General features: G+C 39.3%; 16 protein-coding genes and 1 tRNA gene. 6 read left to right on the top strand and 11 right to left on the bottom strand.

The window, feature by feature from the left end; genetic code table 11:
• Positions 1-237 precede the first annotated feature (237 nt).
• From FFM62_RS07710 to leuS, 3 genes are all read right to left on the bottom strand, one after another.
• Positions 238-2247, bottom strand: a complete 2010-nt coding sequence (locus tag FFM62_RS07710) for a putative polysaccharide biosynthesis protein (RefSeq protein ID WP_115471430.1) — start codon at positions 2245-2247, stop codon at positions 238-240.
• A gap of 26 nt (positions 2248-2273) precedes the next feature.
• Positions 2274-2346, bottom strand: a tRNA-Arg gene (locus tag FFM62_RS07715).
• A 316-nt stretch (positions 2347-2662) separates the two neighbouring features.
• On the bottom strand, positions 2663-5077 hold the full coding sequence (gene leuS / locus FFM62_RS07720) for a leucine--tRNA ligase (protein WP_115471429.1): 2415 nt from the start codon (positions 5075-5077) through the stop codon (positions 2663-2665).
• A gap of 155 nt (positions 5078-5232) precedes the next feature.
• Here leuS and FFM62_RS07725 point away from each other — a divergent pair, with 155 nt between their 5' ends.
• Positions 5233-5925 carry a phosphatase PAP2 family protein gene (locus FFM62_RS07725; protein WP_115471428.1) on the top strand — a complete coding sequence of 231 codons (693 nt, stop codon included), beginning with the start codon at positions 5233-5235 and terminating at the stop codon, positions 5923-5925.
• Positions 5888-6400, top strand: a complete 513-nt coding sequence (locus FFM62_RS07730; RefSeq protein WP_115471427.1) for an rRNA methyltransferase — start codon at positions 5888-5890, stop codon at positions 6398-6400. Before FFM62_RS07725 ends, FFM62_RS07730 begins: the two co-directional genes overlap by 38 nt.
• 72 nt (positions 6401-6472) lie before the next feature.
• On the opposite strand, the gene rlmD is transcribed toward FFM62_RS07730, so the two are convergent.
• From rlmD to FFM62_RS07770, 8 genes are all read right to left on the bottom strand, one after another.
• On the bottom strand, positions 6473-7849 hold the full coding sequence (rlmD, locus tag FFM62_RS07735; RefSeq protein ID WP_115471426.1) for a 23S rRNA (uracil(1939)-C(5))-methyltransferase RlmD: 1377 nt from the start codon (positions 7847-7849) through the stop codon (positions 6473-6475).
• A 64-nt stretch (positions 7850-7913) separates the two neighbouring features.
• Positions 7914-8318, bottom strand: coding sequence for a coiled-coil domain-containing protein (locus tag FFM62_RS07740; protein ID WP_115471425.1), 405 nt, complete (start codon positions 8316-8318; stop codon positions 7914-7916).
• A gap of 123 nt (positions 8319-8441) precedes the next feature.
• Positions 8442-9593, bottom strand: coding sequence for an MFS transporter (locus tag FFM62_RS07745; RefSeq protein ID WP_115471424.1), 1152 nt, complete (start codon positions 9591-9593; stop codon positions 8442-8444).
• Positions 9594-9762: 169 nt separating this feature from the next.
• A complete protein-coding gene (locus FFM62_RS07750) occupies positions 9763-10302 on the bottom strand; it encodes an NADPH-dependent FMN reductase (RefSeq protein ID WP_115471423.1) in 540 nt (179 codons plus the stop codon).
• Positions 10303-10454: 152 nt separating this feature from the next.
• Positions 10455-11507, bottom strand: coding sequence for a 2,3-butanediol dehydrogenase (locus FFM62_RS07755; RefSeq protein WP_115471422.1), 1053 nt, complete (start codon positions 11505-11507; stop codon positions 10455-10457).
• A gap of 270 nt (positions 11508-11777) precedes the next feature.
• Positions 11778-12254 (bottom strand): glutathione peroxidase, encoded by a 477-nt coding sequence (locus FFM62_RS07760; protein ID WP_115471421.1) that lies wholly within the window; start codon positions 12252-12254, stop codon positions 11778-11780.
• A 177-nt stretch (positions 12255-12431) separates the two neighbouring features.
• Positions 12432-13265 carry a VOC family protein gene (locus tag FFM62_RS07765; RefSeq protein ID WP_115471420.1) on the bottom strand — a complete coding sequence of 278 codons (834 nt, stop codon included), beginning with the start codon at positions 13263-13265 and terminating at the stop codon, positions 12432-12434.
• A gap of 139 nt (positions 13266-13404) precedes the next feature.
• Positions 13405-14532 (bottom strand): DUF4767 domain-containing protein, encoded by a 1128-nt coding sequence (locus FFM62_RS07770; protein ID WP_115471419.1) that lies wholly within the window; start codon positions 14530-14532, stop codon positions 13405-13407.
• Between the two features lie 448 nt (positions 14533-14980).
• Between FFM62_RS07770 and FFM62_RS07775 the strand changes: the two genes are divergently transcribed.
• The 4 genes from FFM62_RS07775 to FFM62_RS07790 form a co-directional block, all read left to right on the top strand.
• Positions 14981-15547 carry a 5' nucleotidase, NT5C type gene (locus FFM62_RS07775; RefSeq protein ID WP_115471418.1) on the top strand — a complete coding sequence of 189 codons (567 nt, stop codon included), beginning with the start codon at positions 14981-14983 and terminating at the stop codon, positions 15545-15547.
• Between the two features lie 3 nt (positions 15548-15550).
• Positions 15551-16432, top strand: coding sequence for a class II fructose-bisphosphate aldolase (locus FFM62_RS07780; protein WP_115471417.1), 882 nt, complete (start codon positions 15551-15553; stop codon positions 16430-16432).
• A gap of 184 nt (positions 16433-16616) precedes the next feature.
• Entirely contained in the window at positions 16617-17684 is a 1068-nt protein-coding gene (locus FFM62_RS07785; RefSeq protein WP_115471416.1) for a UbiA prenyltransferase family protein, read from the top strand.
• Positions 17685-17804: 120 nt separating this feature from the next.
• A partial coding sequence (locus FFM62_RS07790; RefSeq protein ID WP_137604529.1) for a helix-turn-helix domain-containing protein occupies positions 17805-18026 on the top strand: 222 nt, incomplete at its 3' end.

The following is an 18026-nucleotide window of genomic DNA, read 5'->3' on the forward strand; positions in this document are numbered from 1 at the left end:
AGTAAACTTAACGGTGCTTAAGCGACCATTGCCATCATGCAGTTTTTGATATGTTTAGCGAAAAATTTGTTCTATTTTGTATTAAATTAGACCGTACCAGTGGAAAAAGACAGAATAATCCCAACCTTTTCCACCTTTTATCCACAGAAAATGCAAGTTTTGCACATATTTTTCCACAGAGTTAATCAAAAAAAGTTGACCTCAATAATTGAGATCAACTTTATCCTAATGGCACGATTACTTTAAATGCAATTTCTTTGCTATCCAAACGGCACGTGGACCTAAGATAGCTTCGCCGACGTGTGTCTTCAGTACGGCAATACCATAAATGGTGGCACCAATAATACCAGCGATTGTTAAATTCAATAACTGGAATAACTTGGTATCTGGTATAAATAGTCCCAGTGTATAAGAAACCGGTGTGACAATCACGTACATCACCAAACTCCAGAACAGGATAACCATAAAGGTATTGTTAAACGATGCCCAATCAATATGATATAGACTTGATAGGTGGCGAATAGCCACAACCATACCGACCAAGAACGCAATCGTTGTTGATACAAGTGGTCCCATACCTTGCAACCAAATCGTTAATGGTACTTGCAAAATAATTTTAATGACAAATATAAAGACAAGTAATTTAACTGTATAGCGCAATCTACCCAACCCTTGATAAATTGCCAATATCACCATGTACAAGCTCAAGAAAATAGCTGAATAACTAGCGAATTGCAAAATCAAGGTACCATTCGTCAAATCAGACGTCCGGTAGAACAAGATATAAAGTGGACGCGCAATTGCAACCATCCCCAAAACTGCTGGTACCATAACAAACGCTAGTAACTTTAAAGCAAATTGGATTTGACGACCAATATTTTCTAAGTTACCAAGCTCTCTTGCGCGTGCTAACATTGGTAAGGCAGTTTCTGCCATCCCAACGGCTAGCGACACAACCAACATGACTAACTTATTAGAATTAAAGGCAAATTGGGCATACATTGCTTGCATTGCATCATTCGAAATATTCGTAAATGCCCGGATAATTCTAAAGAACGTATATTGATCAAACACTTGAACTAGTGAAATCGCTGAACCGGCAAAAATAACAGGTACCGATTGCCGAGCCATTTTTATCAAGACAGCACGAGCATCAAAGTTTTGCGTTTTAACAGAATGGCGACGTTGTTCTGCAAAGAACCGACGGCGCATCACGATACCTAGTAACAATACCAGAATACCAGCCAAAGCTCCCCAGAAGGCAGCAAATGTTGACTGAACCGTTGCATCGACCCAATCACCATGATGCCCAACCATAATCCAATAGGTCAGGGCTAGCATATAGATAACACGCACTAATTGTTCAACAAATTGCGACCACGCTGACAGCCCCATAAATTCGAATCCCTGTACGTATCCTCGTAACATCGACAGGATCGGGATAATAACTACCGCAGCTGACAAAGCGTGAATGACTCGTACGACGTTTGGATCACCTTGAGATAGTAATCCGGCCGACAAGTATAGAACAGCCCCAACAACAATTCCTAGAATCGCTCCTAAATTGATAGCCTGCCGAAAGACATGCCGAACAGCATCAAACTGTTTGGAGGCACTGTACTCTGCGACTAACCGGGCTAACACATTCGGTAATCCAGCTGTCGATATTAATAAGGCAACACTATATATTTGGTAACCTTGTGAGAACAATGAATTGGCAAGATTATAATAAACATTCCCAATCATCGCAATCCACGGAATAATATATAAGGCCCCTAATAATCTAGATGTCAGATTACCAATAGTCATCCAAGCTGAGCCACGTAACATACGCGACTTAGCGGCCGTCTCTGTTTCTTCAGGTTGACTATCTGACGTATCCGCTTCACTCGTTGTTACTTCTTGCTTAGGGTTAGGGTCAACAAACGGCCTTTTTTCGACATCCGTGGCATGATCACTCGTTGGTGTTGGCGTATTCGTTTTTGGAGCAACCGTATCTGGCACTTCATGCACCTTAAACGTTGACACACCATTCGGCCGTACTTTGACTTCTGTCACTTGCTGATCAGAAACAATGTCATCTTCTGCTACTGTATTTTCAGCAGATGTCTCGTCTTCGCGCTCTTCAAAGATTTCATCAATTTTCTTACCGTTAAGTAATTGATTTAATTCATCAAAACTAATGTCACGCCGAAACGGCGACGTTGACGAACCTTTTTTTGATTGGGGTGATTTATCGTCAGCCATGTCACTTCCCCTTCCTAATATTTCGATGACGCTACACAGACTCGAACTGTGATCTAAGACTTAGGAGGTCCTTGTTCTATCCTGTTGAACTATAGCGCCAATGACAACCTAGTAACCTATTATACACAAGAAAACCCATTGTTTGTAGATGTTTTTCTACAAATAATGGGTTAATGATTAATCAATTCGTGTTGAGCATTGTTTTAAACAACGGCACCGTCGCAAAGTTTTCCACCCACTCTAACGACTTTTTGCTAACGCTTTAGGCAGTTCAGGACACTAAACGGGCGACTCTACAAAAGTGTTATAAAAAGTAGAGGCTGAAACAAAAATGTTCCAGCCTCCGTATACTCAGAATAAAAAGCATCTAAGCATTACTTATTTTAATTGTATTAATTCGTACACTTCACTGCTGTTATATCACAAAGTTAATCAACTTACCGGGCACAACGATTACCTTCTTAGGCTCTGCACCATCTAGTTGCTTTTGGACATTTTCATTTTGCTTTGCAGCAGCAGTGATGGCATCACGATCAGCATCCGCAGCAACGGTAACATGACCACGTAGCTTACCATTGACTTGAAGAATCAATTCAACTTCATCAGCAACTAATGCTGATTCATCATAAGTTGGCCATTCTGCGTATGCAATTGATTCATCCGCATGCAAATAGCTCCACAACTCTTCAGTCATATGAGGTGCAATTGGGTTAAGCAACTTGATAAAACCTTCAACGTAAGCCACTGGCAAACTATCTTGCTTATATGCTTCATTAACAAAGATCATCATTTGAGAGACTGCTGTGTTAAAGTGCAAGCTCTCATAATCTTCAGTGACCTTCTTAACAGTCTCATTATAAACTTTATCTAACTTATGCTCGTTGATTGTTGTAATGTGATCACGTAATTTATCATTATCATCAATGAACAAACGCCATACACGATCGAGCCAACGACGTGATCCAGCTAGACCGTCTTCAGACCAAGCAATTGATTGATCCAAAGGTCCCATGAACATTTCGTACAAACGTAACGTATCGGCACCATATTCTGCAACCACATCATCAGGATTAACAACATTACCCTTTGACTTTGACATCTTCTCATGGTTCTCACCAAGAATCATACCTTGGTTAGCCAACTTTTGGAAAGGCTCCTTGGTATGCACAACGCCTAGATCGTACAATACCTTATGCCAGAAACGTGCATACAACAAATGTAGCACAGCGTGTTCGGCACCACCAATATACAAGTCGACGTTCTGCCAGTATGCTTCTGCTTCTGGTGAAACGATTTGCTTTTCATTGTGTGGATCCATGTAACGTAGGTAATACCATGATGAACCAGCCCATTGTGGCATCGTGTTTGTTTCACGTTTACCCTTACGACCATTTTCATCAACAACATTGACCCAGTCTTCTACGTTAACCAATGGTGATTCACCAGTACCAGAAGGCATAATATTATCGACATCCGGCAAAAGCAATGGTAGCTCTGATTCAGGAACTAGTGTTTGCTCACCATCTTCCCAATGAATAACTGGAATTGGCTCACCCCAGTAACGTTGACGAGAAAAAATCCAGTCACGTAGACGATAATTGATCTTCTTTTGACCAGCATCATGCTCTTCCAGCCAATCAATCATCTTTGTGATTGCTTCTTCCTTACCCAAGTCATCTAGGAAACCTGAATTAATGTGCTTACCATCGCCTGTGTAAGCTTCTTTGGTAACATCGCCACCTTCAATAACTGGACGAATAGGCAAATCATATTTCTTAGCAAAATCATAATCACGTGCATCATGAGCAGCAACTGCCATAATTGCACCAGTTCCATATGAAGCTAAGACATAATCACCAATCCAGATAGGCAATGCTTCACCATTAACCGGGTTAATGGCATACGCACCAGTGAAGACACCAGCTTTATCTTTGTTCAAATCTGTACGTTCCAAATCTGACTTAGAAGCAATTTCTTCCTTAAAGGCGTCAACAGCAGCCTGCTGACCTGCACTAACAATTGAATCAACCAATTTGTGCTCAGGTGCCAATACAAGATACGTTGCACCAAACAAAGTGTCGGCACGTGTCGTAAAGACTTCGATCTCGTCATCAAAGTCTTGCACCTTAAATGTAACTGACGCCCCAACAGAACGTCCAATCCAGTGACGTTGTTGTTCTTTAATTGCATCTGGCCAATCTACATCGTCTAAATCATCAAGCAAACGATCTGCATATGCAGTAATCTTTAGTGCCCATTGACGCATTGGCACACGATAAACTGGATATCCACCACGTTCAGTCTTACCATCAATGATTTCCTCATTTGAAACAACCGTTCCACCATTATAATCTGGTGCCCAGTTGACCATGATTTCATCTTCGTAAGCAAGACCTTTTTTGTATAATTTCTCAAAAATCCATTGCGTCCACTTATAATATTTTGGATCGGTCGTGTTCACTTCACGTGACCAATCATATGACAAGCCAAGCGATTTCATTTGGTGACGGAATGTCTTAACATTCTTAGCTGTCACTGTCCTTGGATCTTCACCAGTTTTAATGGCGTACTCCTCAGTTGGCAAACCAAAAGCATCAAATCCCATCGGATGTAAGACATTATAGCCTTGCATACGCTTCATACGTGACACAATGTCTGTTGCAGTATAACCTTCTGGGTGACCAACGTGTAACCCTTGGCCAGAAGGAAATGGAAACATGTCCATTGCAAAATACTTTTCCTTATCAGAAACATTTGATGTTTTAAATGTCTGATGTTCATCCCAAAAATGTTGCCATTTTTTCTCTACTAATTTGTGTTGATATGCCATGATTGATAACCTCACTTTAATAATCTTACTTTATCAAAAAAAGACCGAGCTTTCAATATTCATCAAGGATTAAACCAATCAATTATTATTCATATTTTCGGAACATTTTGTGCTAAACTAATTAAATGAGAAATGATTGAGAAGGAGGGATTCAAATGAGGCGTCTAAGAAAATTCGATTATCTACAAATAGCTTCCGCTTGCATTGGATTAATCATTTTTATCGTCATGGCGGTTGGCTATGTATATCACCTTGGCTATATTGACTGGCTAGATCAATTTGGGTTCCGCTACCTTCGTGAACCACTGACTCCAGAAAGGTCTTGGTTTTTTCGCAATATTACACGTGCCGGAAATACCAAATGGACAGCACTCGTCATGGTTGTCACTGCAATTATTGCCTTATTGATTCGTAAATTAGACGTGGCTATATTTATGATTGTCAATGTTGGTGTCTTTGGTTTAGGAGTCATGTCACTATCTAAGCATCTATTTCACCGACCACGACCAGCGATTTACCACGTTATCGAACAATCAGGTTACTCATTCCCATCAGGACATGCGTTGAATGCTATCTTGTTATATGGTTCATTGATTGTTTTGGTACACTATTACCTAAAATCTGAAGATAATATCCGTTACGCCTTTATGACCTTATTTGCAGGATTAGTTATTGCTATTCCTGTTAGCCGTGTTTATTTGGGTGTACACTATTTCTCAGATGTTCTGGCCGGTTTTGGCTTAGGAACTTTCTTATTAATCATGTCTAAAGAAATAATTTTTAAATATCGCACACGAGAGGTTTTCGAAAATGCGCTCAATTCAAAATCTAGTACAAATATCACTTAACGAATATCTAGCCCCTGGCGACGTCGCAATTGATGCAACCATTCGTCATGGTGATATCACCCGCTTCTTAGCTAGTCGAGTTGGCGATACCGGCAAGGTGCTAGCTTTTTCAGACTCAAAGTCTGAAATCGATGATGTCGCAGCTTCCCTATTTTTAAGTGGTTTAAATGAACGTGTCGACCTAATTAGCAAAGGATTTACTAATATCCCCGCTTACTTGGATCCAACTGAACCCATTGGCGCAGCCATTTTTCAATTAGATGAGCAAAGTAGCGTGTCTGATGTTCAAACGACTATTAAGTCATTGTTGATGGTCTTAAAAACAGATGGCTTATTATGCCTACTTAGTGAAGATAGCGATTCACTACTAGCTATTAAAAGTTACTTAGAAAAATTACCTGACACTTCATATAGCGTTTCTTATTATCAAGACGTCTTAACGCAAAGTAGCGCCTTAGTCGTACAACGCCATTAATTATTGGAGAGAGCAAGGCAAAATCAACCAGAAAAGCGGTCGGAACATTTTTTGATGTTCCAACCGCTTTTTTTAATTATTTGGTTCAAAAACTGTGACCACTTCAACATGGGCCGTTTGTGGGAATTGATCCAGTGGTTGAACATCCCCTTTTATGTGGAATCCTTGGTCAATCAAGTACCTAGCATCTCGAGCCATTGTAGCTGGATTGCACGATACATAAACAAAACGGTCAGGACGCATTTCAGTTACTGCATCAAGCAATTCGTCGGTCAAACCACGGCGAGGCGGATCAACAAAAATAACATTAGCATGCAGACCTTCTTGTTGCCACCGATGCATTTGTTCAGGCGCGTCTGCCGTAATAAAGGTGGCGTTCTTCACCTGATTATTTGCCACGTTCTTTTGTGCATCGATAACTGCCCGTTCAATAACTTCAACACCAAGCACTTGCTTTACCTGGCTAGCAACTGTTAACCCGATCGTTCCGATACCAGAATAGGCATCAATAACCGTATCAGTTGGCTTTAACTCGGCCTTTTTAGCAGCCAAAGCGTATAATACTTCTGTTGTTTGTGGATTTACTTGATAAAACGAATTTGGTCCAATTTCAAATTCAATGCCAAGCAATGTATCGTGAATGGCATCTGCCCCCCATAGCGTCCGATTATCACCCGACATTAACAAATGTAACGCTCTGGGATTGTGATTCAAAACAACGCTACGAATACCTGGCACAACAGCCGCAATTTCATTTGCGATTGCAGCTTCATCCTTAATGGTTGCTGTTTGCGAAACCAAAACAACCATTAATTCATGACTATAATAACCGCGACGAACCATAATATACCGCATCTCACCTTGTTGTGTCTCATCACTAAAGACAGATACATGGTGTGCGTTTAAAATATCACGAACAGTCCCAATTGTTTGGTCAATCACCGGGTCGTTCACATAGTAGTCACTCAAAGGTAAAATTTCTCCAGGCGTCCGTCGTTTAATGAAGCCAGTGACTAGTTTATCCCCATTACGTTTAATAGGTACTACTGTTTTATTACGATAGTGGGTTGGGTTTTCCATGCCAATCGTTGGCGCAATAGTCGCCTCAATACCTGCTGCTCGATAGAACTTTTCTACCTGAAACTGCTTTAACTTTAATTGTGCCTCGTAGCGCAAATTAATATAGGGCGCAATCCCAACATCTAGTAGGTAATCCTTGCCAGTCTCCACACGATCTGGTGATGGCTCTACGACCGAAATCACTTCAGCGCGGGCAAACTTTCGGTTAACTTGTGTAATTTCGAAAGTGACCGTTTCATCAAGAAATGCATTGGCCATGTGAATAGGATAATCATCCAACATCACAACGCCAAACCCATTGTAGCGAACATCGATCACCTGCCCCGTCAGTTTTTGTCCCAAACGTACAGGCATGATTATATGGCTCATTTTATTTCTCTCATTATCTTTAGCATTCTTTTTCCTATTATACTAGTTTATTGATTGTAGGCAATTAATCAATTGGACAACCAATCAGACGACAAAGTTGCTGTACCATCCAAATCATACTCGGCAATGCCACACTCACACCAATTAACCATTTAAAAAAACGCATATCTGCCACGATTGTTTTCAGACCTACCTTAACTTCAGCCATATCCAATTTTAATTCTTGGACATCTTGTTTCAAGTCACTAACATCACGCTTTAGATAACGCACATCCACCTGTAACTCTGTCACACTAACCTTTAAAATCTGGACATCACTTTTTAAATCAGAAATTTCATGATTGTAATGGACACTGTCATGCTTTAAAGATGCCACGTCTTGTTGTAAATGTTTAAAATCATCATCTTTGAACGACATAAAATCATCTACGGTCATTAAATTATGGACTTCTAAATCCGCTGCAGCCATGTTTTTCCCTCGTTTCGTGACTAGTAAAATTATTGTACCAAAATATTTTCAAATCCATAGACGTACTTTTATACGTAGAAAAAAAGTTGCGTTAGTCAAAAGACCTACGCAACAAGTAATTAATTATTCAAAAATGGTTTCATCACGCTCAACAAACCACATTAAGCAGATAAAGATGACAATAGCAACAGCCATAACTGTCGTTTGCAAAAACCAGCTATCTAACTGGGCGAACAACACACCATAAGCCCAAGGTGCTCCAGCAGCAATTAAATAGCCACCCGTTTGCGCCATACCAGATAGTGCTGAACTTTCCAACGGATTACGTGTTCTAATAGCATATGAAGTTACCATATAAACAAACACAGCGGTTCCGCCAAGGCCAATAAAACTCGTCACGATCAACCACCAAATCAAACCAGCTTGCGTATTATACATCATGATGATAGCAATCAACCATAAACCAGTTGCCCCAGTCATAAAGTGAACACGTTGCTTGTAGTTAGCTCGCTCTAAAAAGCTAGGCACCCACATTGACGCTGGAATACCAATCAAAGACATCACCCCGATTACCCAACCAGCTTGTGTGGCCGACAATCCGGTACGCTGAGCAACTGTTGGTACCCAAGCAATACTTGTATAGAAAACTGCCGATTGAATACCAGCCATGACTAGCATTGCCCATGCATATTTATTACGCCATGGATGGACCTGATCTGTTTTATTATCAGTTTGCTGCACACGCTTATTAGCAGATAAATCAACATTCACATACATATGCAATATCCACGTGACAACAACCAACAAAACAATTACCGAAAGGAATACGACTAGCATTTGCCAACTAAATGTTTTGGTAATTGGTACCGCAATTATTTGAAAAATCGCCGTCATCAAGGTCATGGTTGTACTATACAACGATGTATAAGTGCCAATTTTGTTAGGCGTAAATTTAACTAATGTTGCCGGTAGCAAAACATTAATAAAAGCAATACCAATTCCCACCAAAATCGTACCGACAAATAGCATTGAGGCGCTGGCAACACGTAAAAGTGAACCCAAAAGTACCAATAGTAATGCCCCTAACAAGGTCTTTTCCATACCAAAGCGCCGCGTCACATAACTCGTGGTTGGCGAAAAAATTGCAAACGTTAATAAAGGTAAAGTTGTTAGGATACCCAGTTGACTGACTGGCAGACCAAATGAGTGCGCAACATTATCAATTACGACTGGTATTGTTGTAAATGTCGCACGCATCACAACACCTAATAACACAATACTCAGTGTAAATACCCACTTTTTCTCATCTCATTCTCCTTCAAATAAATTCCACTCACAACCTTATAACAAATTGAAAAAAATAAAAAGGGGCAGACAATTGTTTTGTCCACCCCTTCGACAGTTATCCTAACTGACTTAATTATTTATATTTGGAAACAGTTGCTTACTTTGTTGCAAATTCAGCAAATTGTGCACCAACGCCAGCCAAGAATCCCTTTGTATCTTCGTTAGTAATCTTACCATCTTCATTAGCAAGAGACATTGTGTTACCAATGTACAATTCAGGTTGGTGCATGATCTTCATATCCAAGAAGTCCAATGAGTTACGCAATACGTGGTGTGCAGCAACACCGGCAATACCAGAAATTGATTGTGAAGCTGGCAATACTGGCTTACCTGCCCAAACGCTTTGTCCCCATGGACGAGAAGCAACATCCAATGCATTCTTCAAAGCAGCTGGAATACTACGGTTGTGTTCTGGCGTTACCATAATAAATGCATCTTGTGCCTTTACGGCTTCACGGAATTCAGTATACTCAGCAGGAGAAGCTTCATCGTAATCTTGGTTATACAAAGGCAACTTTGCAATGTCCAAGTATGTCACTTCAGCATCTTCAGGCAAGCCGGCAACCAATGCTTCGGCAACACCCAATGAGTATGAGTTCTTACGAATTGATCCAACAATTACACCATATTTTGTCATATTATTAACACTCCTTAAATTTATTCATTATGTACAACTTATAACTCGTTACCACTATCTTAACTTACTTTTTAGAAGTTGTAAATACTTATTTTTTATAAGTAATATAAAAAGCCAGAACATTTTATCTGTTCCAGCTTCCTGTTTAAAAATTAATTTTCTTTAGTTAAGTCAATCAAAATCTTAGCTTGTGACTTATCTGTTGATAAGCGATCAAATCCTTTTTCAACAACGTCATCCAAACCAATGATATCTGTAATAACTGGCTCAACATTAATCTGACCTGAACTAACTAGGTCAACTGTTTGTTGGAAAGTCTCACGTGAGTATGCAATAGTTGATGTTAACTTAACACCAGCATTCATTAATTGCATTGGGTCAAATGAGATTGGGTGGGCAAAGATTGAAACAATCACTGCTGTTCCACGAGCCTTTGTTACATCAATCGCTTGTTCAAAAGTAGGTTGTACACCAGCAACTTCGAATGATACATCTGCGCCACCGCCCAAAATTTCACGGACAGTTGCCACTGCGTCATCAACTTCACTAGGGTTTACAACATCAGTTGCTCCCATTGCCAATGCCTTTTCCAAACGAACAGCTGATAGATCAACCGCAACAATCTTAGTTGCACCAGCAGCCTTGGCAGCAGCAGCAACTAACACACCAATTGGTCCAGCACCAAAGATGGCAACCTTCTCACCAAACTTCAAGCCACCCTCTTTAACAGCTTGTACAGCAACGGCAGTTGGTTCAATGGTAGCAGCCAACTTTAATGGGAACTCTTCTGGTAATGAATATAAGTTTCCCTCTGGCACATTAACATGCGCAGCGAAACCACCATTACAGCTCAAACCAATAAAGCTATAGCCATCATAAACATCAACGTCATCTGGTGATTCCCCATGTGTAACCGTTGGATTAACGGATACATGATCACCGACTTTATAGTTTTTAACATCCTTACCAACTGACTCAATGACACCTGAGAATTCATGTCCCATAGTAATTGGTGCTTCACCACCAGTTAATTCATCAACCTTATCAACCGGAATAAACACAGGACCCTCTAAGTATTCATGCAAGTCACTACCACAGATTCCTGCATATGCCACACGAATAACGACTTCATCGTCTTTTGCTGGCTTCAAGTCTACATCTTCAACACGAATATCCTTTACGCCATGCCATACTGCTGCCTTCATGTTAATACCCCCAAAAACATAAATTATAAAAATAAATACTAAAATCATCATTTCATGAAATCCACATCTCATGAACAACTACATTTTATTCTCTAATTTCAAATGGTGCAATAGTGTCAGTTTCCAAAAATGGGACAATTAAAGTCCTTTTTTTAGGAAACGTTGATGCAGCAACAAAGATAGTGAATTTTATAACATGAAAACCCTTACATCATAAAAATATGATTTTTGCAAGTATTTATTATTGTTTGTAAAATCACAATAAAGACATTATGCCTTGACTTTTAATGCCGTGACAATCTCTTTTTCCATCTTTTCAGGTTTAGTAATTGGTGCATAGCGATGAATGAGTTGCCCATCGCGACCAACCAAAAACTTAGTGTAGTTCCACTTTATCGGACCATTTCCTGACATATCTTTTAAATACGTAAACAATCCATCTTCACCGTCACCGTTAACCAGCACACGCTTGGTCATAGGGAAAGTTACGCCATAATGCACTTGGCAATAATCACTAGTTTCTTCATCCGTATCTAATTCTTGTTTAAATTGATTTGATGGTAAGCCTAATACGACCAAGCCATCATCCTGATATTTTTGATAGAGAGATTCTAACCCTTCAAGTTGTGGAGCTAATCCACATTTGCTAGCTGTATTAACAATGATCACAACTTTACCAGTGTAATCTTTTAAGTTAATTTCTTTACCACTCATTTCCGTTTCCGCAAAATCATAAATTGATGTCATCGTACCCTTCTTTCTAAAAATAAAAGCATTAAAGATATAGCTTACACAATACCATTTGCAGGTTCATTTACTATTTAAGTAATTTTTTATAACAAAACTCTGTTACATACTTTATTATAAACCTAGAAGGTTAATATTGACTAAAAGTAAGCATTAAGAAATACAAAACCATGTAAATCAATCATGAATAATCGTTAATAGCGAACCCATTGGATCAATAATATCAATTTGGTCATTAGTATTTCCCCTTAACCCAGGCATGTCTTTAGCGCGTGTTACTAGTAGTGAAAAATACTTTTCGTCAACAATAACCTGCCAGCTGACAATACCGGCTTCGTCAAGGTGACGCAGCTTGCTATGCTGACTTTGCCATAAGTTAACGGCATGATGGTGGTGGTAATGATTATTTGAATAAAAACTAGCACCAGGTCGCATATCAGTAACTAAATACATTTGTAGAAAGTCTAAAAAGAAATGATCAGCTACGTCTAAGTCATTGCCCATAAAATGAAGATGGCCAATTTTCATGCCTATCGGAAACCCTGTCCAGTCGTGCTCTTTCTTGCTCAGCAATGCATCTGCATCCACTTCGCTAGTGCCCATCGTCACCTGACCATCTGTCCACTGCCACCCTTTTGGATCTCGATCATGATAGAGCTCAATACCATTACCTTCAAAATCATTAATATATAATGCCTCACTAACTGTATGATCACCGGCACCAACCGGAATCTGCAATGTTAGTAAGCGATGTAATAGTGATGCTAATTCTGCTGCATTAGGAAACAATAGGGCAACGTGGTATAGCCCTGTTTGAGCAACACTTTGTGCTTTACCTTTTAATAACATCGTTAGAAATGGTGCTTCGCCCTTTCGAAACGCATAATCGATATGTTCATCATCTGATGAAACATCTACCAATCCTAAAACTTTTTCATAGAAAACACGTGTCCTTTCCTCATCCACAACACGCATCGTTAAATGTTGAATATCATATCTTGTTGTTTCCATTTTTTCATATCTCTTTCTTTGTTTTTCATTTACTAAAAGTAAGTGTATCGCAAATATTCAACTGGTTGTTATGTTTATCCAAACGCAACAAAAAAGCCAGGACATTTTCGTGTCCCAGCTTCCGTTTAAAATACATTTATTAAGATTCAGATACTGTTACATCGTCATCAAAAGTAATGTTTGCTTGCGATTCTGATGTTGCTGATGAATCATCCGCTTTTTCACTCACAATACTAGCGAAGTTATTCTGCAAATCAGCGTTCTGTGTTTTCGTTAATTCTAGATTGTCACCATCTGCTGTCTCAGTTGCATAGACAACCCCTTGCCCATCATGTATCACAAAAAAGTATGACGTTGGTTTATCTGAACCCTGTCGAGAGCCAGTGGCAACCGCCACAACTTGATAATCCGCTTTTTTATCAGCCTTAGCTGACCAAGTAAATTTTACATCCTCATTATCAAGTTTTGTATGCCCATCAAGCTTGCCTTCTTTTAATGCTTCAGGGAACTTGTATGTCAAATGTTTTGGTGTATCACCATTATAGGTTCCCACAAACGTTTGACCAACTGCGTTCTGCCAGACGCCCATATAATCAGCCAATTTCTTTGTTTGATCCTCTGACCATTGCGCAGCCACTTTTTCTGAGTCTTTTTTCTGCTTGCTGCTTGCCTTTTCCTTTTCACTATCGTCCTTTTTAGTAGCGGGTTTCTTTGACGACTTTGCAGCCGTATCATCAGACTTGCTCGTATCCCTTTTGGTCGTTTCAGTACCAATCTGGGCATTTTGCTGATTATGTTTAACCACGACAACCCCACCACCTATCAATACAACCAACACAACAACGACTGCGATAATCATATCGTAATTACGCTTTGGTCGCTGACTAGTTACTGGCTGCATTTCTTGATCATCATTTGGACGAAGGACTTCTGGAACGACCTGATCTGTAGGTTCTTCATCTGACATGTTAGTTGCTGATTCTTCCTCATCAGACACTGTCTCATCGAACTCGCCCGTCTTTGCTGATAGATTTTCAGCCACATCTTCGTCAGTAGCATATGTCTCATCATCCACTGAATCGGCCGTATCTTCACTAACCGAGTCCGTATCATCAAACTTAGGCGCTTCTTTAGGCTCATCCGTTGACTGTTCATCTGCTTGAATTCTTTCTCGTAGATGTTTAGTCATATCATTATATTCTTCTTCGGTAATAGCACCAGCTTCCAATAAATCTTGGTACTGGCGTAATCTTTCTTTATCGGTCATCGTTTAAATCCTCCAATAACCTAATGACGTTTATTGCTCCTACCATTATCCCATATAATAAGGAACTCATGTAAATTTTCTTTATTATGATCAAAAATTTCCATCTATAAATAATGAAAATAATTTTTATTTTTTACAACCACTCAAAAATTACTATATACCAATATACACATTCACATACTAACCACTAACAAAGAGACTTGTACTCAAAAAATGCACAAACGTTTAAAAGATTGTTATCATGCGATTATAAATCTTTAACCTTATTGTTATGGGGTGAAAAGGTCAAAAATTCACAAATGAAAATAATTTTCATTCATTTTGTGAACGTATACCATTACGAAAAACTGTCTTGTGTTCCAAATATTTTGGCTGTATACTCATTTTGTGTCACGTTAGTACATATACGCAGAAAAGAGGGAATGTTATTAAAAAACTATTTATTGACATGGACAATACGCTAGTTGATACTTTGCCAGTATTAAATGCCGAAAGTCAAAATGTCCAAAAATATAATGTAAAGAAACCAGACCAAATCCCTGGTATTTTCCGCCACCTAAAGCCTTTACCCGGTGCAATTGATGGTGTCAAAGAGTTAGCAAAACACTTTGATTTATATATTCTTTCTACTGCGCCTTGGGAAAACCCTAGTTCTTGGCAAGATAAAATTGAATGGTTGACCGATTACTTCGGTAACGATATCAACAGCCCATTCTACAAGAAGGTCGTTATGACCCACAAAAAAAACTTGGTAAAAATGCCTAATAGTTTGCTATTAGATGACCGCCCTTATCACGGCGCCAGCGATTGGGATGATGCTAAGATCGACAGTTTTTGGCTACAATATGGCTATGACGATCAATTAGTGTGGACAGAAAAACTAGTACCTTTTTTAATTAGTATTGCTAACGCTAATGAGGGTACTTTGCGTGAGGATATTGCACTGGCAAATAAAACTAATCAATATCAACTTCGTCACGCCACAACAGAATTTAAAAAAGAAAGTTGGGAATAAAAAATGACTATTGTTTCAGGAGAAGCTATCGTTTCAAAGGCTCGTTTATCTGGTTATGCGGTTGGGGCTTTTAACACCAACAACCTTGAATGGACAGAAGCAATTTTGCGCGTTGCACAAGCTCAACAAGCACCAACCATCGTTGCTGCCTCAATGGGAGCTATTAAGTACATGGGTGGCTTTAAAACTGTCGCTGATTTAATTCGTAATCTTGACCATGAGCTTAATATCACCGTTCCAATCGCCATTCACCTTGACCATGGTAACTACGAAGCAGCAAAGTCTGCAATTGCTGCTGGCTTTACTTCAGTCATGTTCGACGGCTCTCACCTCCCACTAGAAGAAAACTTGGCTAAGACTCGTGAAATCGTTTCATTGGCCCATGCTAAGGGTGTCTCTGTGGAAGCTGAAGTTGGTACAATTGGCGGTGAAGAGGATGGTGTCATTGGTAATGGTGAAATTGCACCTGTCGAGGAAACTATTTCAATGGTAGAAACTGGCATCGATTTCTTAGCCGCTGGTATCGGTAACATCCACGGTCCTTACCCAGATAACTGGAAAGGACTCCAACTTGATCATCTCCAAAAAATCACCACTGCTATCAACGAAACTGCTGGCCATAAAGTACCAGTTGTATTACATGGTGGTTCAGGTGTCCCTGACGACCAAATCCGTACAGCCATTTCAATGGGTGTATCAAAGGTCAATGTTAACACTGAAGCCCAGTTAGCCTTCCATCAAGCATTGCGTGACTTCATTCTTGCTGATCATGACCTAGAAGGCAAGAATTACGACCCACGCAAGTTATTAGCAACTGGTGTTAAAGCAATTGAGAGTTCCTTAGTTGATCGTATCGATGTCTTTGGTAATGCCAACAAAGCTTAAGCAATAAAAATTATCATATTATTTAGACAAGCCATAATTGCCGATAATTTTCTAACAAGTATGGCTTGTTTTTTTGTGCGTAAACATAATTAAATCTACTATTTTAATACTAGATACGGTAGTATATTTAAAACATCTCTTTATTCTATTTATGGGCTAATATCAAACAGGGGCAAATTTTTATATGAATAACATCCTTAATTACCAACGTTTTATTTGGGTAATCGCTTCTTTACTATTGTTGGTTATCGCACTATTCGGCACACTACCTTTATTTGCTCTGACCGCAATCTTCATTTTCGTATTTTTAACTATTAAACTATTCACAATGGTGCAATATTCCTTTGGCCTAAAATTGACGCTATTATTCGGTTACGCACTTACTATGATTCTGCAACTTACTTTTTACGCAACGATTGTTTTTTCAAATCAGGGCACGAGCCAATTCTTGCTATCCTTTATTGCCGCCATGTTGTTACCCTTACCCTTTTTATTAGAAGGTGTCGTTGTTCATGCAAAAAGCACCTCTTTTTATCTACCGTCAGTTGAAGAAGTTAGCACAATCACCTTCACACAGATGAAGCGCAACCAACAACGCCTTCATCAAGCGACCGATACTTTTGGTAAATTTCGACATACTCTATCGATTCAAAACATCCAGGAAATTTTTAGTGATTTAAACCGACACAGTACAATCCGTTATATTAATAATGGTTCTTTGGACGCTAACTATTTCGAAAAGGCAGAACAATCATTAGTGGATCCAGCGCTCTATATCGTCATTTCCAATACTGGTAGCGCCGCTAGTGAACTAATCGGACTATTTACCCAAAAGCAATTTAATCACGCCTCACTTAGCTTTGACGCTGATTTAACAACTATCATCAGCTATAATGGTGGTGAGCGAGTTTATCCACCCGGTCTTAACCCCGAAATGATTCAAGCCTTTCATAAAAAGGCAGACGCATCAGTGTTAATTTATCGACTACCCGTCTCAGTTGCTCAGAAGCAAAAAGTCTTAGATACAATTAAACAAATCAATCAAACAGGTAGCGCTTATAACATCCTAGGATTAGTAACAAAGCACTCCACGCGTCGTAACATCATGTTTTGTTCACAGTTTGTTTATACCATGCTTCAAATTGCTGATGTCACCTATTTCGATAAAGAACCTGGTCATGTGCAACCAACTGATTTTATCGAACTGGATTATCGTAGAAAACTAACGTATGTTTCGGAAATTAAATTTTAATATTCTCAAAGTGGTTGGACAGAGCAAACGTCCCAATCACTTTTTTATTGCAACAAAAAAGCACCATCTGAACTGAACCCCGTAAGTTGGAGTAATTTCCAAAACTTACGGGGTTTTACTATGTTTTCAAAAGAAGTACAAATTGAAGCAGTCACGATGTACCTACAAGGTATTCCGCCTTATAAAATACGGAAAAAGTTTGGTATTAAAGGAACAGACACCATTCGTAACTGGGTTACTAATATCAAGGAACTTGGTGTCTATGGATTAAACAACGCTAGTCAAAGTAAGACAAATTATCAATATTCCTTTAAAATCAAGGTAATTCAATGGCGACTTGAG

It is taken from the genome of Weissella thailandensis (assembly GCF_005405465.1).
Lineage (GTDB): Bacteria > Bacillota > Bacilli > Lactobacillales > Lactobacillaceae > Weissella > Weissella thailandensis.

Excerpts from the sequence above, each read along its gene's own strand:
- FFM62_RS07780 (WP_115471417.1), top strand. The coding sequence starts at position 15,551 with ATGACTATTGTTTCAGGAGAAGCTATCGTTTCAAAGGCTCGTTTATCT.
- leuS (WP_115471429.1), bottom strand. The coding sequence starts at position 5,077 with ATGGCATATCAACACAAATTAGTAGAGAAAAAATGGCAACATTTTTGG.
- FFM62_RS07775 (WP_115471418.1), top strand. The coding sequence starts at position 14,981 with ATGGACAATACGCTAGTTGATACTTTGCCAGTATTAAATGCCGAAAGT.
- FFM62_RS07750 (WP_115471423.1), bottom strand. The coding sequence starts at position 10,302 with ATGACAAAATATGGTGTAATTGTTGGATCAATTCGTAAGAACTCATAC.
- FFM62_RS07740 (WP_115471425.1), bottom strand. The coding sequence starts at position 8,318 with ATGGCTGCAGCGGATTTAGAAGTCCATAATTTAATGACCGTAGATGAT.
- FFM62_RS07755 (WP_115471422.1), bottom strand. The coding sequence starts at position 11,507 with ATGAAGGCAGCAGTATGGCATGGCGTAAAGGATATTCGTGTTGAAGAT.
- FFM62_RS07785 (WP_115471416.1), top strand. The coding sequence starts at position 16,617 with ATGAATAACATCCTTAATTACCAACGTTTTATTTGGGTAATCGCTTCT.
- rlmD (WP_115471426.1), bottom strand. The coding sequence starts at position 7,849 with ATGAGCCATATAATCATGCCTGTACGTTTGGGACAAAAACTGACGGGG.
- FFM62_RS07725 (WP_115471428.1), top strand. The coding sequence starts at position 5,233 with ATGAGGCGTCTAAGAAAATTCGATTATCTACAAATAGCTTCCGCTTGC.
- FFM62_RS07765 (WP_115471420.1), bottom strand. The coding sequence starts at position 13,265 with ATGGAAACAACAAGATATGATATTCAACATTTAACGATGCGTGTTGTG.
- FFM62_RS07710 (WP_115471430.1), bottom strand. The coding sequence starts at position 2,247 with ATGGCTGACGATAAATCACCCCAATCAAAAAAAGGTTCGTCAACGTCG.
- FFM62_RS07760 (WP_115471421.1), bottom strand. The coding sequence starts at position 12,254 with ATGACATCAATTTATGATTTTGCGGAAACGGAAATGAGTGGTAAAGAA.
- FFM62_RS07730 (WP_115471427.1), top strand. The coding sequence starts at position 5,888 with ATGCGCTCAATTCAAAATCTAGTACAAATATCACTTAACGAATATCTA.
- FFM62_RS07770 (WP_115471419.1), bottom strand. The coding sequence starts at position 14,532 with ATGACCGATAAAGAAAGATTACGCCAGTACCAAGATTTATTGGAAGCT.